20 protein-coding genes and 1 pseudogene are annotated in these 20,864 nt (G+C 63.7%); 12 read left to right on the plus strand and 9 right to left on the minus strand.

What is annotated here, in order from left to right; genetic code table 11:
• Genes CGK93_RS07950 through CGK93_RS07960 form a run of 3 tightly spaced genes read right to left on the minus strand, consistent with a single transcriptional unit; the run spans position 1 to position 3,150 of the window.
• Positions 1–900, minus strand: coding sequence for a carbohydrate ABC transporter permease (locus CGK93_RS07950; RefSeq protein WP_089594361.1), 900 nt, complete (start codon positions 898–900; stop codon positions 1–3).
• Positions 900–1,826: a carbohydrate ABC transporter permease gene (locus CGK93_RS07955; protein WP_089594362.1), complete on the minus strand. Its 927-nt coding sequence runs from the start codon at positions 1,824–1,826 to the stop codon at positions 900–902. The genes CGK93_RS07950 and CGK93_RS07955 overlap by 1 nt, the downstream gene beginning before the upstream one ends.
• A 4-nt stretch (positions 1,827–1,830) precedes the next feature.
• Positions 1,831–3,150 (minus strand): extracellular solute-binding protein, encoded by a 1,320-nt coding sequence (locus CGK93_RS07960; protein WP_089594363.1) that lies wholly within the window; start codon positions 3,148–3,150, stop codon positions 1,831–1,833.
• A 281-nt stretch (positions 3,151–3,431) separates the two neighbouring features.
• Here CGK93_RS07960 and CGK93_RS07965 point away from each other — a divergent pair, with 281 nt between their 5' ends.
• On the plus strand, positions 3,432–4,499 hold the full coding sequence (locus CGK93_RS07965) for a LacI family DNA-binding transcriptional regulator (protein ID WP_089597281.1): 1,068 nt from the start codon (positions 3,432–3,434) through the stop codon (positions 4,497–4,499).
• On the opposite strand, the pseudogene CGK93_RS07970 reads toward CGK93_RS07965, so the two are convergent.
• Positions 4,470–5,929, minus strand: a pseudogene (locus tag CGK93_RS07970) (lipase maturation factor family protein). The gene CGK93_RS07965 and the pseudogene CGK93_RS07970 overlap by 30 nt on opposite strands.
• Positions 5,930–6,034: 105 nt before the next feature.
• On the opposite strand from CGK93_RS07970, the gene dxr reads away from it, so the two are divergent.
• The 8 genes from dxr to CGK93_RS08010 all read left to right on the plus strand — a co-directional run bounded on the left by dxr (position 6,035) and on the right by CGK93_RS08010 (position 14,808).
• Complete coding sequence (gene dxr / locus CGK93_RS07975) at positions 6,035–7,219, plus strand: 1-deoxy-D-xylulose-5-phosphate reductoisomerase (protein WP_089594364.1); 1,185 nt, start codon at positions 6,035–6,037, stop codon at positions 7,217–7,219.
• 32 nt (positions 7,220–7,251) lie between these two features.
• Positions 7,252–8,583, plus strand: coding sequence for a M50 family metallopeptidase (locus CGK93_RS07980; RefSeq protein ID WP_089594365.1), 1,332 nt, complete (start codon positions 7,252–7,254; stop codon positions 8,581–8,583).
• Positions 8,584–8,647: 64 nt separating this feature from the next.
• Positions 8,648–8,941 (plus strand): YciI family protein, encoded by a 294-nt coding sequence (locus CGK93_RS07985; protein WP_089594366.1) that lies wholly within the window; start codon positions 8,648–8,650, stop codon positions 8,939–8,941.
• A gap of 47 nt (positions 8,942–8,988) precedes the next feature.
• Entirely contained in the window at positions 8,989–10,155 is a 1,167-nt protein-coding gene (ispG, locus tag CGK93_RS07990; protein ID WP_011774258.1) for a flavodoxin-dependent (E)-4-hydroxy-3-methylbut-2-enyl-diphosphate synthase, read from the plus strand.
• On the plus strand, positions 10,118–10,996 hold the full coding sequence (locus tag CGK93_RS07995) for a GNAT family N-acetyltransferase (protein ID WP_089597283.1): 879 nt from the start codon (positions 10,118–10,120) through the stop codon (positions 10,994–10,996). Before ispG ends, CGK93_RS07995 begins: the two co-directional genes overlap by 38 nt.
• Before the next feature lie 74 nt (positions 10,997–11,070).
• Positions 11,071–11,802 (plus strand): hypothetical protein, encoded by a 732-nt coding sequence (locus CGK93_RS08000; protein ID WP_089594367.1) that lies wholly within the window; start codon positions 11,071–11,073, stop codon positions 11,800–11,802.
• Positions 11,803–12,202: 400 nt separating this feature from the next.
• Positions 12,203–14,014: a proline--tRNA ligase gene (locus CGK93_RS08005; protein ID WP_089594368.1), complete on the plus strand. Its 1,812-nt coding sequence runs from the start codon at positions 12,203–12,205 to the stop codon at positions 14,012–14,014.
• On the plus strand, positions 14,011–14,808 hold the full coding sequence (locus tag CGK93_RS08010) for a sulfite exporter TauE/SafE family protein (protein ID WP_089594369.1): 798 nt from the start codon (positions 14,011–14,013) through the stop codon (positions 14,806–14,808). Before CGK93_RS08005 ends, CGK93_RS08010 begins: the two co-directional genes overlap by 4 nt.
• 14 nt (positions 14,809–14,822) lie before the next feature.
• Here the strand turns inward: CGK93_RS08010 and CGK93_RS08015 are convergent, their stop codons facing one another.
• From CGK93_RS08015 to CGK93_RS08030, 4 genes are read right to left on the minus strand one after another with little or no spacing between them, the layout of a single operon-like run.
• On the minus strand, positions 14,823–15,599 hold the full coding sequence (locus CGK93_RS08015) for an aspartate dehydrogenase domain-containing protein (protein ID WP_089594370.1): 777 nt from the start codon (positions 15,597–15,599) through the stop codon (positions 14,823–14,825).
• Between the two features lie 3 nt (positions 15,600–15,602).
• Complete coding sequence (locus CGK93_RS08020; RefSeq protein WP_232481576.1) at positions 15,603–16,625, minus strand: aminoglycoside phosphotransferase family protein; 1,023 nt, start codon at positions 16,623–16,625, stop codon at positions 15,603–15,605.
• Between the two features lie 34 nt (positions 16,626–16,659).
• Complete coding sequence (locus CGK93_RS08025; RefSeq protein ID WP_089597285.1) at positions 16,660–17,388, minus strand: VIT1/CCC1 transporter family protein; 729 nt, start codon at positions 17,386–17,388, stop codon at positions 16,660–16,662.
• 51 nt (positions 17,389–17,439) lie between these two features.
• The gene (locus CGK93_RS08030) at positions 17,440–18,585 is read right to left on the minus strand and encodes a DUF4439 domain-containing protein (protein ID WP_232481577.1); all 1,146 of its coding nucleotides are present in this window, start codon (positions 18,583–18,585) and stop codon (positions 17,440–17,442) included.
• A gap of 105 nt (positions 18,586–18,690) precedes the next feature.
• Between CGK93_RS08030 and rimP the strand changes: the two genes are divergently transcribed.
• Together rimP and nusA are read left to right on the plus strand one after the other, a co-directional pair.
• Positions 18,691–19,302: a ribosome maturation factor RimP gene (gene rimP / locus CGK93_RS08035; RefSeq protein ID WP_089594373.1), complete on the plus strand. Its 612-nt coding sequence runs from the start codon at positions 18,691–18,693 to the stop codon at positions 19,300–19,302.
• Complete coding sequence (gene nusA / locus CGK93_RS08040) at positions 19,302–20,282, plus strand: transcription termination factor NusA (RefSeq protein WP_089594374.1); 981 nt, start codon at positions 19,302–19,304, stop codon at positions 20,280–20,282. Before rimP ends, nusA begins: the two co-directional genes overlap by 1 nt.
• Before the next feature lie 101 nt (positions 20,283–20,383).
• Here the strand turns inward: nusA and CGK93_RS24480 are convergent, their stop codons facing one another.
• Positions 20,384–20,647: a hypothetical protein gene (locus CGK93_RS24480; protein ID WP_332460096.1), complete on the minus strand. Its 264-nt coding sequence runs from the start codon at positions 20,645–20,647 to the stop codon at positions 20,384–20,386.
• Between CGK93_RS24480 and CGK93_RS08045 the strand changes: the two genes are divergently transcribed.
• Positions 20,567–20,821, plus strand: coding sequence for a YlxR family protein (locus tag CGK93_RS08045; RefSeq protein WP_332460087.1), 255 nt, complete (start codon positions 20,567–20,569; stop codon positions 20,819–20,821). The two genes, CGK93_RS24480 and CGK93_RS08045, sit on opposite strands and share 81 nt — an antisense overlap.
• The last annotated feature ends 43 nt before the right edge of the window (positions 20,822–20,864 follow it).

The following is a 20,864-nucleotide window of genomic DNA, read 5'->3' on the forward strand; positions in this document are numbered from 1 at the left end:
TTATTTGCTGAAACCGGCGGTCAGGCCACTGAGCAATTGGCGCCGTGCCACGACGTAAATCACCAGCAGCGGGAGCGTGGCCAGGACAACCGAGGCGAGCACCGCAGGAATATTGACGCTGAACTCACCTTGGAAGGTCCAGAGCGACAACGGCAGAACGCGGGTGTCCGGGCTTTGGGTCAAGATCAGCGGGAACAGGAATCCGTTCCATACATGCAGTGCGTTGTAGATGCCAACCGTGATGACAGCAGGCTTGGTCATCGGCAACGCAAGGCGCCACATCATGGCCCAGTCGGAGCATCCGTCCAGCCGCATCGACTCAAAAAGCTCGTTGGGGACGTCCCTCATGAAGTTGGAGAGAATCAGCACGGAAATGGGGATGGCAAACGCAATCGAAGGCAGGATGAGTGCCAGCAAAGTGTCGTACATGTGGGCTTTGGTGATCATCCAGTAGATCGGGATGATCGTGGCATGCAGGGGAATGGCCAGGCCAAGGAGGAACACGTTGTTGGTCCAGCTCAGGAACCTCCCTTTGCCGCGCACAATCGCGTACGCCGCCATGAAGGCTACAAAGAGGGCTGGAACCACGCTGCCCACCGTCACGATCAGGCTGTTGGTGAAGTACTTGGCGAACTCGTTCTCCAAGACCAGTTTGTAGTTGTCCAGTGTTGGTTCCGCCGGGGGCAGCAGCGGATTGGAAGTGAAGAAGCCTGCCTGGTTCTTCAAGCTGGTGATCACCACGTAGTACACGGGCACAATGATGACCGCGAGCCAGAGCCAGCCACCCAGTCCGCCGAGGAAGTTGGGCCGTGAGCGGCCCATTTTCTGCGGACGACGGCGGGCGGCCGCCGGTTCGGTCAGTGGTGCCGGTGCTGTGGGGAGTTGTGTGGTGGAAGCCATTACGCACCTTCCAATTGGCTGGCGTTGCGGTTCTTGCCGCCGAGTCGTTGAAGGAACACTGCCAGGGCCAGCCCGATGACTACCAGGATCACTCCCAGCGCGCTCGCCGCGCCCATGTCGTTGGCTTTGAAGCCAGTGAGGTACATGTGCAGCGGCAACAGCCTGGTGGAATAGCCGGGGCCGCCCGCGGTCAGCACGAACACCAGGTCAAAGTAGGCCAGGGACCCCACCACCATGAGGGTGGAGGAAGTGATGATGGTGTACTTCAACTGGGGGAGCGTGATGTTGAAGAACTGCTGCATGCGGCCGGCGCCGTCGATCTGCGCGGCTTCGTAGAGTGAAGCGGGGATCTGCCGGACGCCGCCTTGGTAGATCAGGGTGTGGAACGGAACAAACTGCCACGCGATGACGAAGACCACCACGAACAGGACCAGATCGGAGTTGCCCAGCCAGTCCTGCGCCAGGAACGGCAAACCCAAGCCGGGGCCGAGGCCGAAGTTCGGGTCCAGCAGGGCCTTGAAGGCGATGGCCACAGCCGCAGAAGAAAGCAGCAATGGAACGAAGTACAGGACGGCCAAGGCGGCACGATACTTCTGGTTCGCGGCGGTGAAGACGCCCAGCAGGAGACTGATGGGTGCCTGGACGATGAAGGAGAAGAACATGATCTTGGCCGTGACCAGCAAGGCGTTGCCCGTCACAGGATCGGCCAGGACGGTGTTCCAGCTGGACAGGCCGTCGAGCTTGATCTCGCCCAGGCCATCCCAGCGGGTGAAGCTCAGGAACAGGACTCCCAGGAGCGGAAGGATGGCGAACAGCATGAAGAACGCGAGCGCCGGGGCGGCCAGCCACCCCGACGGACCCTTCTCGAGGGTCCGTCGGGACGGTTGTACCCGGGCGGTCCGGCGGTGCGCAGTAGTGGACGACACCGGGCTACTTTCCGATCGTTGCGTTCATGGTGGAAGCGAACTGTTCCGGGGTGATCTTCTTCAGGAAGATCTGGTCCAGGTTGGCCAGCATGGCATCGCCCTGCGCGGGGCTGAGGGCCTGGTCCCAGGACAGGGTGAAGTCCGGTGCATCTTTGGCGAGCCCATAAACGTAGGTCAGGAAGTCCTTGTCAGGGGATGCCGCCAGCTTGTCTTCAATACCGGTGACCACGGGTACGGCTCCTGAGTCGATAAGGCCTTGGACGTTCTCATCGGTGAACATTCCGTCCTTGACGTACTCAAGGGCCGTTTTCTTCTGTTCTTCGGTGGCTTTGGAGGAAACCGACCAGAAGTTGGTGGGGTTGCCCACTACGTTGGCCGGGTCACCTTTGCCGCCCTCGACGGTGGGGAAGGGGGTGTATCCGAGCTTGCCGCTGTTGACGAAGTCCGCTGCGTCCTTCTTCATTCCCTGGTAGATCCAGCTGCCCTGCAGGATCATGGCGGCCTTGCCGGTGTAGAGCAGGGCCTGGTCGGCGTTGCTGTCCGCGGCTATGGAGGAGAATCCGTTGATGAAGCCGCCTGCATCCACCAGTTCCTGGATTTTGGTCAGTGCTTCGATCACGGCGGGATCGGACCAGGCACCGGGTTTGTTGGCGGCGATGCTGGCGAACACTTCCGGGCCGCCGATGCGGTCCACCAGGTATTCGAGCCACATGAGGTCCGGCCACTTGGACTGCCCACCCAAGGAGAAGGGTGCCACGCCTGCGGCCTTGAACTTGGGCACCAGTGCCATGAGTTCTTCCCAGGTCTTGGGGGCCTCGGCGCCGATCTTGTCGAAGACTTCCTTGTTGTAGTAGAGAACTACGGGCTGCACTTTGTTGTTGGGGAGGGCATAGGTCTTGCCGTCGATCACGCCGCTTTCCAGGATGGAGGGAAGGTAGCGGTTCTGGACTTCCGGGTTTTCCTTGAGGAATCCTGTGAGGTCATCCACCTGACCGGCATCAACGTAGGACTTGAGGACTCCGCCGCCCCAGCCGTAGACGAGGGTGGGCCCCTGGCCGGCTCCCACGGCGGTGCGGACTTTGGTCTTGTAGGCATCGTTGGCGAAGAAGTCGAGCTTGATGGCCGAATCGGGGTGTGCCTTGTTCCAGGAGTCCACGGCTGCCTGGACTACGGGCTGGTCACCGCCAGTGAGGCCCCACATGGTTGCCGAATCTCCGGAGGCTCCTGTTCCGGCCGGCCCTGAGGACCCGCAGGCTGCGAGTGCGATCGACAATGCGGCTGCAGAAACGGCCATTCCGGCGGTGCGCAACTTGAGACTATTCATGTGCAGTTTCCATTCGTCCTTCGGGCTCGACGCTGATGGCCCGGTTGTTCGTGTAAAAGCCGCACTCCGCGGTGTGGGGATCAGCTTCGATCGTCCGTTTCCGCTGACTTTTCGAAATGTTTCGAAGGTCCTTTCGGAAGTGCCCACCCAACTTAGCCGTGAGCCACGTCACCGTCAAGGGTCAATTTTCAGGAATCGCCGCAACCATGAGACCCCTGTTGACGGGCGAGCCGACGGCGATGCACACTGTCTGCATCCGAAACTTTTCGAAAGTGATAACCGTGAGCATCGACGATAGGCCCTCCAAACTGACCCTTTCTGCCGTCGCGCAGGAGGTGGGAGTATCTGTGCCCACGGTCTCCAAAGTGGTCAACGGGCGCGGGGACGTAGCGCAAGCCACCCGGGCCCGCGTGTTGGCGGCTCTGCAGCGCACAGGCTATAAATCTCCCCTCCAGCGCAAAAGCAACCCGGCGCAGCGGACAGTCGAAGCGGTCTTTGATTCCCTCAATTCGGCCTACAACATGGAAGTCCTCAAGGGGATCATGGAGCAGGCAAACGTCTCCGACATGGAAGTGATCCTGTCCGTGACCGGTCTTCAGGCGGCGCCTCCGCTGGGACCGGAAGAACGCGCTCAACGGATGGTCGATGAAGGCCGCAGCGGGATGATCGTGGTGACCTCCGCCTTTGGCACTGCGCACTTGGAGGCCTTCCAAAGGCGTCAAATTCCCATCGTGGTGATCGACCCCCTCAACCCGCCCCCGGCTGACCTGTTCAGTGTGGGCGCCAGCAACTGGGCCGGCGGGAAAGCCGCCGCGACGCACCTCCTGGGGCTGGGGCACCGACGGATTGCTTTCATCGGCGGCCCTGCCACCGCCGAATGCAGCCAGGCCAGGCTGCACGGCTACATGGCCGCACTCATGGCCGCAGGAATCACGGTGGAACACGAATATGTTTCGGCAGGCCCCTTCCGGCCCGAGACCGGGGCCGCCGCCTTCAAGGCCCTGTTGGCGCTGGAGGATCCGCCCACGGCAGTCTTCGCCGGCAGCGACAGCATCGCCATGGGGGTGCTGGCCGAGGCCCGAAGGCAGGACGTGCGGATTCCCGAGGAAATGAGCCTGGTGGGGTTCGACGGCACCTATCAGGCCGAAGAATCCACACCGCCCCTCACCTCCGTGAGCCAGCCGCTTCAAGAGATCGGGCGATCGGCGCTGAACTTCATCCTTCGCCAGATGCAGGGCGAAGACATCGACTCCCGGCGCGTGGAACTCGCCACCCACCTGGTGGTCCGGGAATCCACGGCACCCCCCGTGGACCTCGGCTCACGAAAGAAAGCGGCGTCGCGGGTTTAGCTGCACGGGTCCAATGGCGTCAGACAGCAACACCCGCACCCAGCGCTCGCCGTTCCCCCGGAACTCCGCTCGGCTGGCGAAACGGTACAGGTAGCTGCGTGCGCGCACCCAACGGGGGCGTTCGCCGTCGAACGGGTCATGGCGAAGCAGCCCAAGCGTGGGCTTGTCTGCCTCGAGCAGCTTGTCCAGGAAAGCGTAGAACCAATCCTCGTGGACGGTCCGCAGCGGCAGGAACCACATCAGCCAATCCAGGCGTAGATGGTACGGCGCCCACTGCCGCGGCAGCCGCCGCACCTCGCCGGGCTTGCCCTTGAAACCGTACTCAAGCCAGTGCTCATCCGCGGCGTCCGGTTCCTCGGCCAGCGTGCCTTCCACCACGATCTCTATCCGCTGCTTGGTGACCGTCCCGAAGGCCCCATAGGCGTTGACCAGACGCCAACGGTTGAAGCTGGCATTCATCAGCTGCCGGCTGGAGAAAAGGTTCAGGAGCGGCCGGTAGCTGAACACCAGCAACACCACAGTCACCAGCACGACGACGGTGAGCCACCACGCCGGGGTATCGGCGCCCTGGTGCCACTCCAGCGGGATGAATGGAAAGACCGCGTGGGCGAGGGGGTCGCTGACGGCCGCGAAGGCAAGGACGATCGCCACCCAGTTCAACCAGGCAAAATTCCCGGTCCCTACCAGCCACAGCTGGGTCAGGATGATGATGCCTGCCGCAATGCCGGCCAGGGGCTGTGGCGCGAAGAGGAAAAACGGCACCACCAGCTGAGCGAAATGGTTGCCCGCCACTTCCACTTTATGCAACGGACGCGGCAGCAGATGTGCTTGCCTGCTGAGCGGGCCAGGCATGGGCTGTGTCTCATGGTGGTAAAACATGGCCGTCATGTCGCGCCACTCGCGGCCGCCTCGGATCTTGATCATTCCCGCCCCGAACTCGAGCCGGAAAACCAGCCACACAATGAGGATCAGGATGGTGGTGGGCGGGGAGTCTGGTCCGAGCCCAGGAAAGCCACAGTGAACCCGGCCTCAAGAAGCAGGATCTCCCAGCCGAAGCCGTAGAACGTCTGGCCGACGTTGACGATCGACATGTAGAGGAACCACATGATCAGGAATGCCAGCATGGGCAGCCATGGAGGACCCGTTTGGGGGAGGCCGATCACCAGCAAGGCAGCCACGCCGATCCCCGTCCAGCACACCGATGTCAGGAGCGCATCGGAGTAATGCCAACGGAAGAGGGTGGGCCTGGCCAGTCTGCGGGCCATGTCCAGGAAAGCCGGTACCGGCAGCAGCCCGCGCTCGCCGAGGAGTGCCGGGAACTGGTTCATGGTGGAAAGAAAGGCGACCAGATACAGCGCAGCCGTGCCGCGCTGCAACACCTGCCGGGCGAACTCATAGTCCCGCGCATCAAACCAGGACAGCCACTCCACCTTTCCACCGTACGCGCGGGCTGTGGATGGTCAAGCGATGCAGGTTTTCCCGGCATCGTCCCTGCTCCGTTCGCCGCTCGCGTTACTGGCTGGGATACTTGGAGAATGCAGCCGCGCAAGATCGTCATCCTCGGGTCCACGGGTTCCATCGGCACACAAGCGATTGACGTCGTCGATGCTGCCCCGCACCGTTTTGAGGTGGTGGCGCTCAGCGCAGGTGGAGGGAACCTGGAACTCATCGCCCGGCAGGCGGTCCACACCAGGGCGCAGGCTGTGGGCATCGCCCAGGGAGACCCCGCGGTCCTGCGGCAACTGATTGACGCGGCAGCCTCGGCCGCGGGGGTGCCGGACTTCACGCCGGAAATCTTCGTCGGCCCGGATGCCTCCACCCGGATCGCAGCCATTGAGTGTGACGTCGTCCTCAACGGCATCACCGGTTCCATTGGCCTGGCACCTACCTTGGCCGCGCTCAGCACCGGCGCAACGCTGGCACTGGCCAACAAGGAATCACTGATCGTAGGTGGTGCCCTGGTCAAGGCCGCCGCCCGGCCGGGACAGATAGTGCCCGTCGACTCTGAGCACTCCGCCATCGCCCAATGCTTGCGGTCCGGGACCGAGCAGGAAGTGGAGAAGCTGATCCTGACCGCATCCGGCGGTCCGTTCCGCGGACGCACGCGCGATCAGCTTCACGGGGTCACACCGCAGGAAGCACTGGCCCACCCCACCTGGGACATGGGCCTCATGGTCACCACCAACTCCGCCAGCCTGGTCAACAAGGGCCTGGAAGTCATCGAGGCGCACTTGTTGTTCGATGTTCCCCTGGACAGGATCGAGGTGGTGGTCCACCCCCAGTCGGTGGTTCACTCCATGGTCCAGTTTGTGGACGGTTCCATCATTGCCCAAGCATCACCCCCGGACATGCGCCTGCCTATCGCGCTGGGGCTGGGCTGGCCGGATCGCGTCCCGCATGCTGCCAAGCCCTGCGACTGGACCAAGGCCACCAGTTGGACGTTCGAGCCCTTGGACACTGTGGCATTTCCCGCCGTGGACCTGGCCAAGGACGCGGCCAAACAAGGCAGCACCTTCCCAGCGGTATTCAACGCCGCCAATGAGGAGGCCGTCCATGCCTTCCACGCCGGGCGTATCCGCTTCACGGACATCGTGGATACCGTGGAGTCCGTCCTCAGTGAACATTCAGGCTCCTCCGAGCTAACGGTGGAGTCCGTGCTGGATGCTGAGAAGTGGGCACGCGCCCGCACCCTTGATCGTTTAGCCAGCAGCGCCCTGTAGCTCAGAACCCTTATGGAAGCAGTCCCACCGGCATGAGTCCCGTCCTTCTCTTCATTCTCGGAGTCGTCTTCGTCGCCATCGGCGTCGCCGTTTCCATCGCGCTGCACGAGGTAGGCCACCTGGTGCCGGCGAAGCTCTTCAAAGTCCGTGTCACCAAGTACATGATCGGCTTCGGCCCCACCCTTTGGTCCAGGAAGAAGGGCGAGACGGAGTACGGATTCAAAGCCCTTCCACTGGGTGGATACGTCTCCATGATCGGCATGTACCCACCCAACAAGGTGGACGGCGCTGTCCGCCCTTCCAGCACGGGGATGTTCCAAACGCTGGCCACGGAAGCGCGCTCCATGGCGCACGAAGAAGTGGGGCCGGGGGACGAAAACCGCGTCTTCTACAAATTGCCCGTGTGGAAGAAGATCATTGTCATGCTCGGTGGCCCCGCCATGAACATGATCATCGGGTTGATCCTGTTGGCCGTGCTGGTCATGGGCTTCGGCACGGCGCAGGCGACCACCACCATCGCGGACGTTTCCAAATGCCAGGTTGCCGCGGGCGAAACCGTGGACCCGGACTCAGCGGACTGCAAACCCACACCGGCAGCAGCCGCAGGGCTTCAGCCGAACGACACCATCACGTCCTTTGACGGAAAGACCGTCACCAGTTGGGATGAACTGACGGGCTGGATCCGTGCCTCGGCAGGCAAGGATGTGGCCGTCACCGTGCAGCGCAACGGTTCTCCCGTGGAGACCACCGTCACCCCGGTGCTCTCCTCCCGTCCCGTGGTTGGCTCCGATGGACGCCAGGCGCAGGACGCCAACGGAGTTCTGCAATACCAGGAGGTCGGCTTCCTTGGGATCGGTGCCCAAAGCGCCTTGGTTCCCCAACCGGCGTCGGCCGTTCTCCCCATGGCGGGGGAGAACATCAAACAAATTTCCGGTGTGATCTTCAACCTGCCGGCCAGGGTGGCCGGGGTGGCGAAAGCCGCCTTCAGCGAGGAACCCCGGGATCCGAACGGCCCCATCAGCGTAGTGGGCGTTGGCCGCGTGGCCGGCGAAGTCGCGGCCATGGAACAGGTGCCGATGCAGGCCCGCATCGGAACCCTGGTCGGGCTGCTTGCAGGGCTGAACTTCGCGTTGGCCATCTTCAACCTCATCCCCTTGCTTCCCCTCGACGGCGGCCATGTGGCGGGGGCTTTGTACGAGGGCGCACGGCGCCAAGTGGCCAGGTTGAGGGGCAAGCCGGATCCGGGTTCGTTCGACATCGCGAAGCTGTTGCCGCTGACCTACGTGGTGGCTGCGCTGCTGATGGCCATGGGTGCCCTGCTGATCTACGCGGACATCGTGAAGCCCGTGAACATTTTCGGCTGAGCCATGAACATCTTTCGGCTCAGCATGAATATTTCCGGCGGAGCAGGCGGGATAGGCTAGCACCATGAATGTTTTCGCTGTTGAGTACGTATACGTCGCCGACTCCGGCGCCCTTCGCGACGAAGCCCGCCCCGCGCACCGTGCCTGGCTGGGCGAACTGGCCGAGGAAGGCAAGCTCCTTGCCAGCGGCCCGTACGGTGACGGTGCCGGTGCCCTCCTGATCTTCAAGTCCGCGGATGAAGCCGGGCTCAACGACCTCCTCAAGCAGGATCCGTTTGCCGAAGCAGGCGTGGTTGCCGGCATCCGCACCACTGAATGGGCCCCCATTATCGGGGTCCTGGCAGCCCACGCGTCCTAGCCGGGCGTTCTCCACCACAACGATCCACCCCAATCCAAGGAGTCCACGTGACCTCGGTCAGCCTGGGAATGCCAGCCGCCCCACCCCCCGTCCTTGCCCCGCGCCGTAAGACGCGGCAGATCAAGGTTGGGTCCGTTGGTGTTGGTTCTGATTCGCCCATCAGCGTTCAGTCCATGACCACGACGCCCACCACGGATATCAACGCCACTCTTCAGCAGATTGCTGAACTGACGGCATCCGGCTGCGACATCGTGCGTGTTGCCTGTCCTTCGGCGGACGACGCCGAAGCGCTGCCCATCATCGCCCGAAAGTCCCAGATCCCCGTGATCGCCGATATCCACTTCCAGCCCAAGTACGTTTTCGCGGCCATTGAAGCCGGATGCGCGGCTGTGCGTGTGAACCCCGGCAACATCCGCAAGTTCGATGACCAGGTCAAGGAAATCGCGGCAGCGGCAAGGGACCACGGCACGTCCATCCGGATCGGCGTCAATGCCGGTTCCCTGGAGCCGGGCATCATGAAGAAGTACGGCAAGGCAACACCGGAAGCCCTGGTGGAATCCGCTGTGTGGGAAGCGTCCCTGTTCGAGGAACACGGCTTCCATGACTTCAAGATCTCTGTCAAGCACAACGACCCCGTCATCATGGTGGCCGCGTACGAGATGCTGGCAGAGAAAGGCGACTGGCCCTTGCACCTCGGCGTGACCGAGGCCGGGCCGGCATTCCAGGGCACCATCAAGTCGGCAACGGCTTTCGGTGCGCTCCTGTCCCGCGGCATCGGCGACACCATCCGTGTTTCCCTTTCGGCGCCGCCGGTGGAGGAGATCAAGGTGGGCAACCAGATCCTGCAGTCGCTGAACCTGCGCCCCCGCAAGCTGGAAATCGTCTCCTGCCCGTCCTGTGGCCGTGCTCAGGTTGATGTTTACACGCTGGCGGAGCAGGTAACGGCCGGGCTGGAAGGCATGGAGATTCCCCTGCGCGTCGCCGTCATGGGCTGCGTCGTCAACGGACCCGGTGAGGCCCGTGAAGCAGACCTCGGCGTGGCCTCCGGAAACGGCAAGGGCCAGATTTTCGTGAAGGGCGAAGTCATCAAGACTGTGCCTGAGAGCGAAATTGTTGAGACACTGATCGAAGAGGCCATGCGCATCGCCGAAGAGATGGGGGAGGCCGATGGCGAAGATGCTGTCAAGGGTAGCCCCGTGGTTAGCGTCTCGTAACGAGAACGGCTTGGGAGTCAGGGTGCTCGGCAAAGCCGACACCCTGGCTCTTCGCGCGCTGGCCAGCGAAGATGCGGTGGCCAACGTCTTCATCCTGGCCCACCTGGACAGCACGGGGACGGCTGCGCCCACCAGCGGTGGTGCCAGTATTTTTGGCGTGTTCCACGATCAAACGCTCTTGGGTGCCTGCTGGGCCGGGGCCAACCTTGTTCCTGTGCAACTTGATCCTGCATTGGCGGGCTATGCAGCAACGGCGGCCCACCAAACGGGACGCCGCTACGCTTCCATTTTTGGCCCCGCCGACACCGTGCTGGCCCTCTACTCACGCTTCGAACAACTGGGCCATGCCGCCCACGAGATCCGGTCCCGCCAACCCCTCCTGACCATCTCCGGAGGACCGGCCATCGGCGCCAATCCAGCCCTGACGTTTGGTGCCATGGAGGACTTCGACCGCATCCTTCCGGCCTGCGCCGCCATGTTCGAGGAAGAAGTTGGATATTCCCCCTTCCTCGGAGGCCAGGAGTACTACAGCAGGCGGGTGGCCGGTTTGATCCGGCAGGGGCATTCCCTGGTCCACATTGACGCCGGAGGCACGGTGGTCTTCAAAGCTGAACTCGGTGCTGTCACTGCGGACGTGACCCAGGTCCAAGGCGTGTGGATGAATCCGGAACTCCGGGGACGCGGCCAGAGCGCCGGCTACATGGCCGCCGTCGTGAATCTTTCAAAGACCTTTGCCCCGGTGACCAGCCTGTACGTCAACGACTACAACGCCAAAGCCCGCGCCACCTACGAACGGGTGGGCTTTGAGCAAGTGGGCACCTTCGCAACGGTCCTTTTTTAGCCTCCCGCCGGGAACTTGTAGTCTTGTCCCGGTTGGCGCACGCCAACCATCACTCGAACTTCCTTGGGGAACAAATGAAGAAGAATGCGCTGCGCGGTTTTGCCGTGTCAGGACTGTTGGTCATGAGCCTCACCGCGTGCGGCGGTGCCGGTACCTCTACGGATGCTGCATCTGCTCCTGCCAGTGAGACGCCGGCACCTGCGCCCGCCCAGGCAAAGCAGTACACCACCCAGGAACTCACGGACCTGGTGAAGCAGATCAAGGCCGCCGACGGAACGGAGCTGATGGTTTCCTCCGTCGACGATCTCGCCGGTCAGCAGGATCCCCTGAAGGAGCTCCTGGGCTCCATGAACATTGAGCCCGCCGAGTGCAAGGATCTGGCCATGGCCGGCGCTTCGCAGCCGATCGAAGGCGCCACTGGCGCCAGCGGTGCAAAAATTGACGCTGCTTCCGGTGTCATTTCCAGTGTGACCCTGGCATCCGGCGTCTCCAAGGACGTGCTGGAGAACAACGTCAAGAGCAACGAAGACCAGATCACCACGTGCGCGAACATGACGATGTCCATGTCCGGCACCACCATGACCATGAAGACGGAAAAGTTCGACGGTATCGGTTCAGTACCCGGAACACTGGGCATCAAGACCACCATGACCCTCCCGGACGGCCAGACACAGTCCACACTGATGGCCGCTGCCATCAAGGACGGCGTCCTCATCTCCGCCACGGCCTCAGGAAAGAACGCCGAAAACGGCGGCGCAGCAGCTGCCGGGGCACTCATGGACCAGGCCGCAGCGCTGATTAAGTAGCGTCAACGCTGCTGCCGGGCAGTATGCCGCCCAGCCTTGAAAATGTGTCGGCTATCACATAGGTTCTACCCAAGCCGTGTCGTTGGGGTGCGGGTGGTATCGGGGGGACTCATGATCAAGACCTTGACAGGCGTCGTTGGCGCCCACACCATCCGTGAGCTCGGCAGTGACCCATGCTTCCCAGTCGCAGATGATCCCGTTCCGCTGGAGGGAACGGCGATCTAGTCCCAGGACAGAGTCTGCGGCCGGCCGGCCGCTGAGCCACGCCATCGCAGGATGACCAGCCCATTGGGGCCAGGGGCTTCCACACGCGACGGCGTGGCTCTTCTGTGTGTGGGCACCCGGTAGATTAGTAGACAGTTGTTTTTGCCACATCTGCCATAGAAACGGATACGTACCCGTGGTCCTTCGCCTTTCCCAGTTATTCCTGCGCACCCTGCGTGAAGATCCCGTTGACGCTGAGGTCGCCAGCCACAAGCTCCTGGTCCGCGCCGGCTACATCCGCCGCGCAGCACCCGGCATTTACACGTGGCTGCCGCTGGGACTGAGCGTCCTGCGCAAGGTCGAAGAGATCATCCGCCAGGAAATGTCGGCCATCGGCGCCCAGGAAGTCCACTTCCCGGCGCTGCTGCCCCGCGAGCCCTACGAGGCCACCAATCGCTGGACCGAATACGGCGAAGGCCTGTTCCGCCTCCAGGACCGTAAGGGCGCGGACTATCTCCTTGCCCCCACGCATGAGGAAATGTTCACGCTCCTGGTGAAGGACCTGTACTCCTCGTACAAGGACCTGCCGCTGAGCCTCTACCAGATCCAGAACAAGTACCGCGATGAAGCACGTCCGCGCGCCGGCCTCCTCCGTGGCCGCGAGTTCATCATGAAGGACTCGTACTCCTTCGACATTGACGACGCCGGTTTGGATGCCAGCTACGCCGCCCACCGCGCCGCATACCTCAAGATCTTTGAGCGCCTCGGCCTGGAGGTCATCCCCGTTGCCGCCACCGCTGGCGCCATGGGCGGCTCCAAGAGCGAGGAATTCCTGTTCCCCACCGAGATTGGCGAGGACACGTTCGTCCGCTCGGCCGGTGGCTACTACGCCAACGTCGAGGCCGTGACCACTGTTGTCCCGGACGAGATCGATTTCAGCAACGCACCGGACGCCCAGGTCCTGGACACCCCGAACACTCCCACCATTGAAACTTTGGTGGCCGCAGCAAACCAGTTGGCTCCGCGCAGCGAGGCCGACGGCGGCGCCTGGACTGCCGCTGACACGCTCAAGAACGTTGTCCTTGCCGTGACGCTGCCCACGGGTGAGCGCCAGATCGTGGTGATCGGTGTCCCCGGCGACCGCGGAGTGGACCTCAAGCGCGTGGAAGCCAACATCGGCTCCCACTTGCCGATTGCCGGCGAGATCGGTCTGGAGGCTGCCAACGAAGAGGACCTCAAGAAGCTGCCGTGGCTGGTCAAGGGCTACATCGGCCCCGGCCTGTCCCTGGACCAGCCTGTGCTGGGCATCGAGGGCTCGTCCAAAGTGCTCTTCCTGGTGGATCCCCGTGTCGTCTCCGGCACCAGCTGGGTTACGGGCGCCAACGCCGAGGGCAAGCATGTCTTCGGGCTGGTCGCCGGCCGCGACTTCGCGTGGGATGGCGTCATTGAAAGTACCGAAGTGCGTGCAGGCGACCCCGCCCCGGACGGATCCGGTCCGCTGGAAACTGCCCGCGGCATCGAAATGGGCCACATCTTCCAGCTCGGCCGTAAGTATGCCGCGGCCTTGGACTTGAAGGTGCTGGACCAGAACGGCAAGCAGCAGGTTGTCACCATGGGCTCCTACGGCGTTGGTGTTACCCGCGCCGTGGCTGCTTTGGCTGAAGCAAACCATGACGACCGCGGTCTCGTGTGGCCGCGCTCAGTGGCTCCGGCAGACGTCCATGTGGTGGCCGTCGGCCGTGGTGATGAAATCTTCGAGGCTGCTGAAAAGCTCTCCGCTGAGCTTGAAGCTGCCGGTCTGGACGTCATTTTCGACGACCGCCCGAAGGTTTCTCCCGGCGTGAAGTTCGGCGATGCAGAGCTTGTTGGCGTGCCCACCATCCTGGCCGTTGGCCGGGGACTTGTAGACGGTGTGGTGGAAATCAAGGATCGCCGCAGCGGCGAAGCCGAGAACGTTGCGGTGGACAAGGCTGTGGATTACGTGGTCAACGCCGTACGAAACCGGTGATTTCCGGCTTCGAATCAATCCAGCTCACCACTCTCATTCTGATTGTGGTGGCTGGATTCGCCGCCGGCTGGGTGGACGCTGTTGTAGGGGGCGGGGGACTGATCCAGCTCCCCGCCCTGCTGCTGGTCCCCGGCATCACGCCGGTGCAGGCCTTGGCCACCAACAAGATGGGGTCCATTTTCGGCACCACCACCAGCGCGGTGACGTACTACCGGCGCGTGGGACCCGATCTCAAAACAGCTGTGCCCATGGCGGTCATAGCGTTGGCGGGGAGCTTCGGTGGGGCCATCCTGGCCGCTTCGCTGCCGGCCAGCGTGTTCAAGCCGATCATCGTGGTGGCGTTGATCGCCGTGGCCATTTTCACGGCCTTGCGCCCCCGCGCGGGCGAGCTGACCGCCCTCCGCCACGACGGCCACAAGCACTATGTGGTGGCATGCCTCATTGGCGCCGTGATTGGCTTCTACGACGGCCTGATCGGCCCCGGCACCGGCTCTTTCCTGGTGATCGCCCTGGTGTCGGCCATGGGTTACGCGTTCCTGGAAGCCAGCGCCAAGGCAAAGATCGTCAATATGGCCACCAACGCGGGCGCCCTGATCTTTTTCCTTCCCCACGGCTCCCTGCTGTGGGGCGTAGGGCTGGTCCTGGGCCTGGCCAACATGGCTGGCGGCTACCTAGGTGCGCGCACCGCCGTAGCCAAGGGGAGCGGTTTTGTGCGCGTAGTCTTCCTGATTGTTGTTGCGGCGTTGATTATCAAGCTCGGCATTGACGTCTGGAATGAGAACTTCGCGGGCTGATTCCCACGCAGACGTCAGATGAAACTTCCGCTGGCATTGGCCAGCGATTTCAAACCGCGGACGACGGCGTGCGGCACCAAAGCGCTGGACGCCGGGTTTCCGGGGGAGGCTTCGTTGGTGACGCAGATATCGAACGTACCCAGGTTGGTCTCCGCCACCACATGATGGGCCGTCCGGCTGGCTCCCGGATCTGCGATGAGAACGGCTTCCACCACCTCCCAGCTGCCCGCTGCCAAGGCAAGCGCGGAGACCACGTTGGTGGACTTGGGGAAGGCCTTGATCAACTCCGCAGGGCCACCCCGCAGGAGCTCCACGGGCCGGGTTGCGGCGAGGAGCCCCTCCTTGGTTTCCCCGTCCATCCACGGCTGCACCAGGGCGGCGGGCAGCTTTCGTGATTCCAGGGTGATGCGGTGAATGGTACCGCCGGCGCCCGCGGCTGTGATCGCGTCCAGTCCACCCAGCGCACCGGTGGTGAGGAACGTTCGGCCTGGACCGTCGTCGAGCAGTTTTGTCCGTAAGGATTGGTCGCACAAGGCGCCTATCGAGGTGACCAGCAGGTCCGTGCCTGCTGCTACGGTGCGGGGGCCGAATTCCGCGACGGCGGCAACGCCGGCGCACTCCACCACCACATCCGCCACTTCCAACGCGTCATCGAAGCTGAACCCTGTCCCGGCGTTGCCATGCGGCACAACTCCGGCGAGCCTGACGCCAGGGACAGTGCCGGCGTCGAGCAATTCCACGATCCTCGAGCCGATGGCCCCGGACCCGATCAGGGCCACGTTAAGTGTCATGGCCTAGAACGCCGTCGCGCCGGGAACAGGGAGCTCATGGGCCCGTGGAAGGTCATCAAGCGTCCGGCCCGCAAGAGTGCTGGCAACCCACAAAGAACGCGCAAAGTCCCCGCCGTGACCGGGAGTTCCCGCATAGCCCAGGGCATTGTCCACCTCGCGGGCAATGCTCCATTGCCGGGCAGCCTCGGGATCGAGCCCCGCGGCGACGCTGAAGTCGTGGCAGCGCTCCCGCAACGCAGCCTCCGGGGCCGTTCGGGAGAGGTCATGGATCCGGTTCCACAAAACCGGTGCCACAGCGAACTCGGCCTCACCAACCTGTGGTTGCGGGTCGATGGCCAGGTAGTCGCCACGGAGCTGCCGGTTGCCACTGGGGACAGCAAGGATGTTCATGAAGTGGAGGTCCGTGTGTACCAGGACATCCGTCCCGGAACGGCGTCCCACGGCGCCACGCGTCTGGCACACTTCCAGTGCCGCTTCCAGCAGCCACCTGGGAAACGGCCGGTCCAGGCGTTCCCACTCCGCCGGCAGCTCATCGCTCCATCGCTCGGCAGTTGCGGCAATGTGCTCCAAGGCCTGCCACTCCAGGCGCTCGTCAGGTTGGATGGAGAGCCGGCGCAGGACGGCGCCCCAGGCGTCCCTCGCGTGATCCATGGGGGCGTCCTGGAGCCAGCGGGAGGCATCCAGCCGTTCAAGGAGCATGGTGCAAGTGGGAGCATCCGCTGCCAGCAGGCGGACCGCGCCGTGACCATCCCACAGTGCCAGGGCGTGGCGTTCCACCTGGGCTTCGTCGTGCGGGTAAGCGATCTTCAGCGCAGATGGGGCGCCGTTCTGGAGGACGGGCACCACCAAGGCTCCATGGCCGTTCCATGGTTCGGTGCCGGGTGCCAGGTCAACTGAGAGCTGCCACCGGTCCAGGGCATCTGAGATAAGTCCCGGAAGGCTGGCCAGCCAGTCGCGTCCCGCGGAGTCGCGGTTGTACCGGGCGTGGAGGTCGCCCGGAATGGGAATCATCGCGTGAAGTGTCACGCGATCAGCCTAACTCTGAGGGAAGCCGTGGCCCCTAGAAAACGCCGCTGGCACCCAAGAGCGTTCCGAGGGAGAACGTGGCAGCCAGGGCCAACGCGCCGCCCAGCACCACCCGGAAGGCCGCACGGAACCGGGAAGCGCCACCGATCCAGGCGCCAACAGCTCCGGTGATCGCCAAGGCAAGCAGGACCGCCACGAAGGTCAGCGGTACCCGGAGCTCCGGGGGAGGCAGGAGGATGGCCAGCATGGGCAGTATGGCCCCCAAAGTGAACGCCACCGCGGACGCCAACGCCGCGTTCCACGGGCTCACAATGTCATCTTCATGGATGTTCAGTTCCGCAGAGAGATGGGCGGCCAGGGCATCGTGCTCCGTGAGCTCCTCAGCAACCGCCCGTGCAGTCTTCGCACTGAGCCCCTTGGACTCGTAGATGGCCGCCAGCTCGTTGAGTTCGTCCTCGGGTTGCTGGGCCAGTTCGAGGCGTTCCTTCTCGATCAGCGCCTTCTGGGTGTCGCTCTGGCTGCTGACGGAGACATATTCACCCAAGGCCATGGAAATGGCGCCACCCACCAGGCCCGCGGTGCCGGCGGCAAGAATGCTGCCGGTGCTGGTGGTGGCACCTGCCACGCCCACCACGATCGCAGCAACGGACACAATCCCGTCATTGGCGCCCAGGACCCCGGCCCGCAACCAGTTCAACCGGTGGGCCAGGTCATCCCGGTGGGGTTCGTTCTCGTGCACGGTGGCAGTGTCTGGGGAAGCCATAATCCAAGCCAAGCACCGGGGGAGGGTCTTGACCAGCATGGCTAGGCTGGCCTATCCGGCGGGGGGAGGGGTGGACCCGTTTGTGGTGGACTCAGTGGATGGTGTGGTGGTGGCGGAGCCGGACACGGAACCCGTCGCTGAACCCGTCGCTGAACCGGGCGTCGGCAGCGGCGGCAACTCCCCGGCGTCGAGCGTCAGGCCCGGCAGGGCAGGCACGTCCGCGCCCCACGCCAGGCTCCTGCGCCCAGCGGCCAGGAGGCCGTCCACCGCCCATGCCCGGGTCTCACCCGTGGACAGGGCAACCAAGTCCCCCAACACCGGAAGAGCCGACGATTCCAGCGCGGCCAGGGCAGCGGCGGGGTCCTGCGCGAATTGTCCCGGAAGACGGTAGCCGGCTTCGCTGGCAGGTACGTCCCCGCAGTTGGCCCGGGTCAGAGCCTCCACTTGCTGCAGCAGCAGTTCGTGGGTTGCAAGGCCCTTGGCCGCGGTGCCGGCGGCCCCTGTGTCCAGCCGTTTGAGCGCCACCTGGTACGCGTAGACGGCTTCCTGGTGTGTGCGGACCGTAGCTGCCAAGGCTGCGTCGGTGGTGGCGGACGTTGGCTCGGGCGTGGGGCTGACCGAGGGGCATGGTGCCGTCGACGGTGTGGCGGCAGGCTTTTTGGTCTTGGATGCCGCGGCATCCTTCGGGACCGGCAACTGCCATGCACCAGCCAGCTTTTCGGCCCCCAGCACTTGGGCGGATCCCACCGCAGCGAGGAGTCGGGCGATGCCGCCGTCGGCCTCGTAGGCGTCTGCCAGGCGCTGGGTTCCGCTCGCGGACAAAGCGGCAACAAAGGCGGCACGCGTGGTGGTCTCTGCTGTGCCGGCAGGGGTCGCGGTGGCGGAGGGCGTTGCTTCTGACGGGACCAGGAGGGCGCGAGCCTGCGTTGTCAGCAAAGTCACAGCGTCCTGGAGGGCAGGCTGTGCTGCACCCTGGCCGGCGGCCGAGGACAGGGCAGCAGCCGATCCGCGAAGCTGGAGGGTGTCCTCCAGTGCCCTGGCGCGGGCCGTTTCGGAGAAAGGGACGGGCGGGGGAGTGCCGGAATCACGCGGAATAAGCACTATTCCGGTCCCTGCGACGAGCAATGCCACCACGGCAACCAGCAGGACCCTGCCCCAGGGTGGTGTTCGTCGTTTTTCGCTTGTCTGCCCGCTCACAACAGACCATGGTGTCACGTGGGTGGCAAAGTCCGTGCACCATGTTCCCGGGAAAATCGTTAGGCTAGTAGTCACAACAACATCTATCGGGAGGCGGCGGGCAACGTGAGTGACTCGGAAGCCACGACTTCAACACACCGTTCTGAATCCAACTCAACGGCCACCATCCACAACCCGGAAGAGAGCAGGCTTAAGGCGCTGCTTGAACCGGCTGTCCTTGCCAGCAGGCTCTACCTCGAGGATGTTTCCATCCACGTTGCCGGTTCACACCGCACGGTCCACGTCGTCGTGGACCTGCCGCAGGAGGAAACCGGCGGTGTCAGCCTTGACGCCATCGCGGATGTCTCACGCGGGCTGTCCGATATTCTGGACAACGACCCCCATGACGACGGACGCCCGTATGACCTTGAGGTGTCTTCGCCGGGCGTCAGCCGCCCTTTGACCGAACCGCGCCACTGGCACCGGGCCCGCGGCCGTATGGTCCGGGTCAACGTGATCCAGGGGGACAATCTCCTGGGCCGCATTGCCTCGGTGGAGGATGACGGCGTGACGTTGATCCCCGAGCACGAGGTCAAGAAGGGCATGAAGCCCAAGCAAGGCGACCCCATCACTATTCCTTTCGACAGGATCCGCCAAGGAAAAGTCGAGATTGAATTCAGCCACCTCCACGAGGCTGCGCTGGCAGACGAGCACAACGGACCTTCCGAGGAGGCCTAATGGATATTGACATGAGCGCACTGAGACTCCTGGAGCGTGAGCGTGAAATCCCGCTGGATCTCCTGATTCCCACCATCGAGCAAGCTCTGTTGGTGGCGTACCACAAGACGCCCGGCGCCTTCGAGAAGGCCCGCGCAGAGTTGGACCGCAAGAGCGGCCACGTGACCATCTGGGCCACCGAGATTGACGACGACGGCGAGCCCATCGGCGAGTTCGAGGACACCCCGGCCGGCTTCGGCCGCATCGCGGCCAGCACGGCCCGCCAGATCATCCTCCAGCGTCTTCGCGACGTGGAGGATGACAACGTGCTGGGCGAGTTCAAGGGCCGTGAAGGCGAACTCGTTGCCGGCATGATCCAGCAGGGCAACAACCCGCACATGATCCAGGTCAACCTGGGAGCCGTAGAGGCACTGCTGCCGCCGCCCGAGCAGGTTCCCGGTGAGAAGTACCTCCACGGAAGCCGCCTGCGTGCTTTCGTGGTGGACGTCCACCGCGGCGCAAAAGGTCCTTCCATCACGTTGTCCCGTTCGCACCCCGGACTGGTCCGCAAGCTGTTCGAAATGGAAGTTCCCGAAATCGCCGACCACTCCGTGGAGATCGTGGCGCTTGCCCGCGAAGCAGGCCACCGCACCAAGATTGCCGTCAAGGCCAACACCCCCGGCATCAACGCCAAGGGTGCCTGCATCGGTGAAATGGGTTCACGCGTCCGGGCTGTCATGACTGAACTGAACGACGAAAAGATCGACATCGTCGACTTCAGTGATGACCCGGCAACCTTCATTGCCAACTCGTTGTCGCCCTCCAGGGTGAATTCCGTCACAATCACGGACGAGTCAACCCGCTCGGCCCGCGTGGTGGTTCCCGATTACCAGCTTTCGCTGGCCATCGGCAAGGAAGGCCAGAATGCCCGGCTCGCCGCAAAGCTGACTGGCTGGCGGATCGATATCGTCTCTGACGCCGCTCCGGCAAAGGTCGACTAGCGGTTCAGCCGGCGGCTGATGCCGCCGGTTCCGCGCCGCGCTTGCGGCGCCCCTGGTTTCGGGAGTGCGGGGCCGGGGGGCTAGACTAGATGGAACCGGGCTTACGTCCGGTATCCGCGCGCTTTGGCGTGCCTCAGCTGCGTGTGCAGGACCGGGGCCCGTCGGGCGCCAGTAACGTAAGGCAGGTTGGACGCGTCGTGGCTGAACTGCTTGAACATGGCCACGGGCCTGTTCGCACGTGCATCGGATGCCGGAAGCAAGGCTCCCGGTCCGAGCTTGTCCGGCTGGTCACCCAAGGCAGCGGTTCGTCCGCCGTCCTGGTGGATGTCCGACGCCGGATGGCCGGCAGGGGTGCGTGGCTGCACCCCAGCGAAAAGTGCTTGGCATTGGCGATCAAGCGGCGCGCTTTCGGAAGGGCCCTTGCGGGCGCTGCCGAAACGGATGCCGTCGAACGTTACCTGATGCAGGGCACGCCACTTGTGGAGGCCCAGGCCGCCACAGGAAAACCGTCCAAACCTGAAAGCGGGTCAGAAAACTGATGGAAACCCGATGAGTTCCCAGCGATGAGTGCGTAACGATGAC

It is taken from the genome of Arthrobacter sp. YN (assembly GCF_002224285.1).
Lineage (GTDB): Bacteria > Actinomycetota > Actinomycetes > Actinomycetales > Micrococcaceae > Arthrobacter.

Coding starts and splice junctions, on each gene's coding strand:
- CGK93_RS07950 (WP_089594361.1), bottom strand. CDS start 900: ATGGCTTCCACCACACAACTCCCCACAGCACCGGCACCACTGACCGAA.
- CGK93_RS07960 (WP_089594363.1), bottom strand. CDS start 3,150: ATGAATAGTCTCAAGTTGCGCACCGCCGGAATGGCCGTTTCTGCAGCC.
- dxr (WP_089594364.1), top strand. CDS start 6,035: ATGCAGCCGCGCAAGATCGTCATCCTCGGGTCCACGGGTTCCATCGGC.
- CGK93_RS07980 (WP_089594365.1), top strand. CDS start 7,252: ATGAGTCCCGTCCTTCTCTTCATTCTCGGAGTCGTCTTCGTCGCCATC.
- CGK93_RS07985 (WP_089594366.1), top strand. CDS start 8,648: ATGAATGTTTTCGCTGTTGAGTACGTATACGTCGCCGACTCCGGCGCC.
- CGK93_RS07995 (WP_089597283.1), top strand. CDS start 10,118: ATGCTGTCAAGGGTAGCCCCGTGGTTAGCGTCTCGTAACGAGAACGGC.
- CGK93_RS08000 (WP_089594367.1), top strand. CDS start 11,071: ATGAAGAAGAATGCGCTGCGCGGTTTTGCCGTGTCAGGACTGTTGGTC.
- CGK93_RS08015 (WP_089594370.1), bottom strand. CDS start 15,599: ATGACACTTAACGTGGCCCTGATCGGGTCCGGGGCCATCGGCTCGAGG.
- CGK93_RS08025 (WP_089597285.1), bottom strand. CDS start 17,388: ATGGCTTCCCCAGACACTGCCACCGTGCACGAGAACGAACCCCACCGG.
- nusA (WP_089594374.1), top strand. CDS start 19,302: ATGGATATTGACATGAGCGCACTGAGACTCCTGGAGCGTGAGCGTGAA.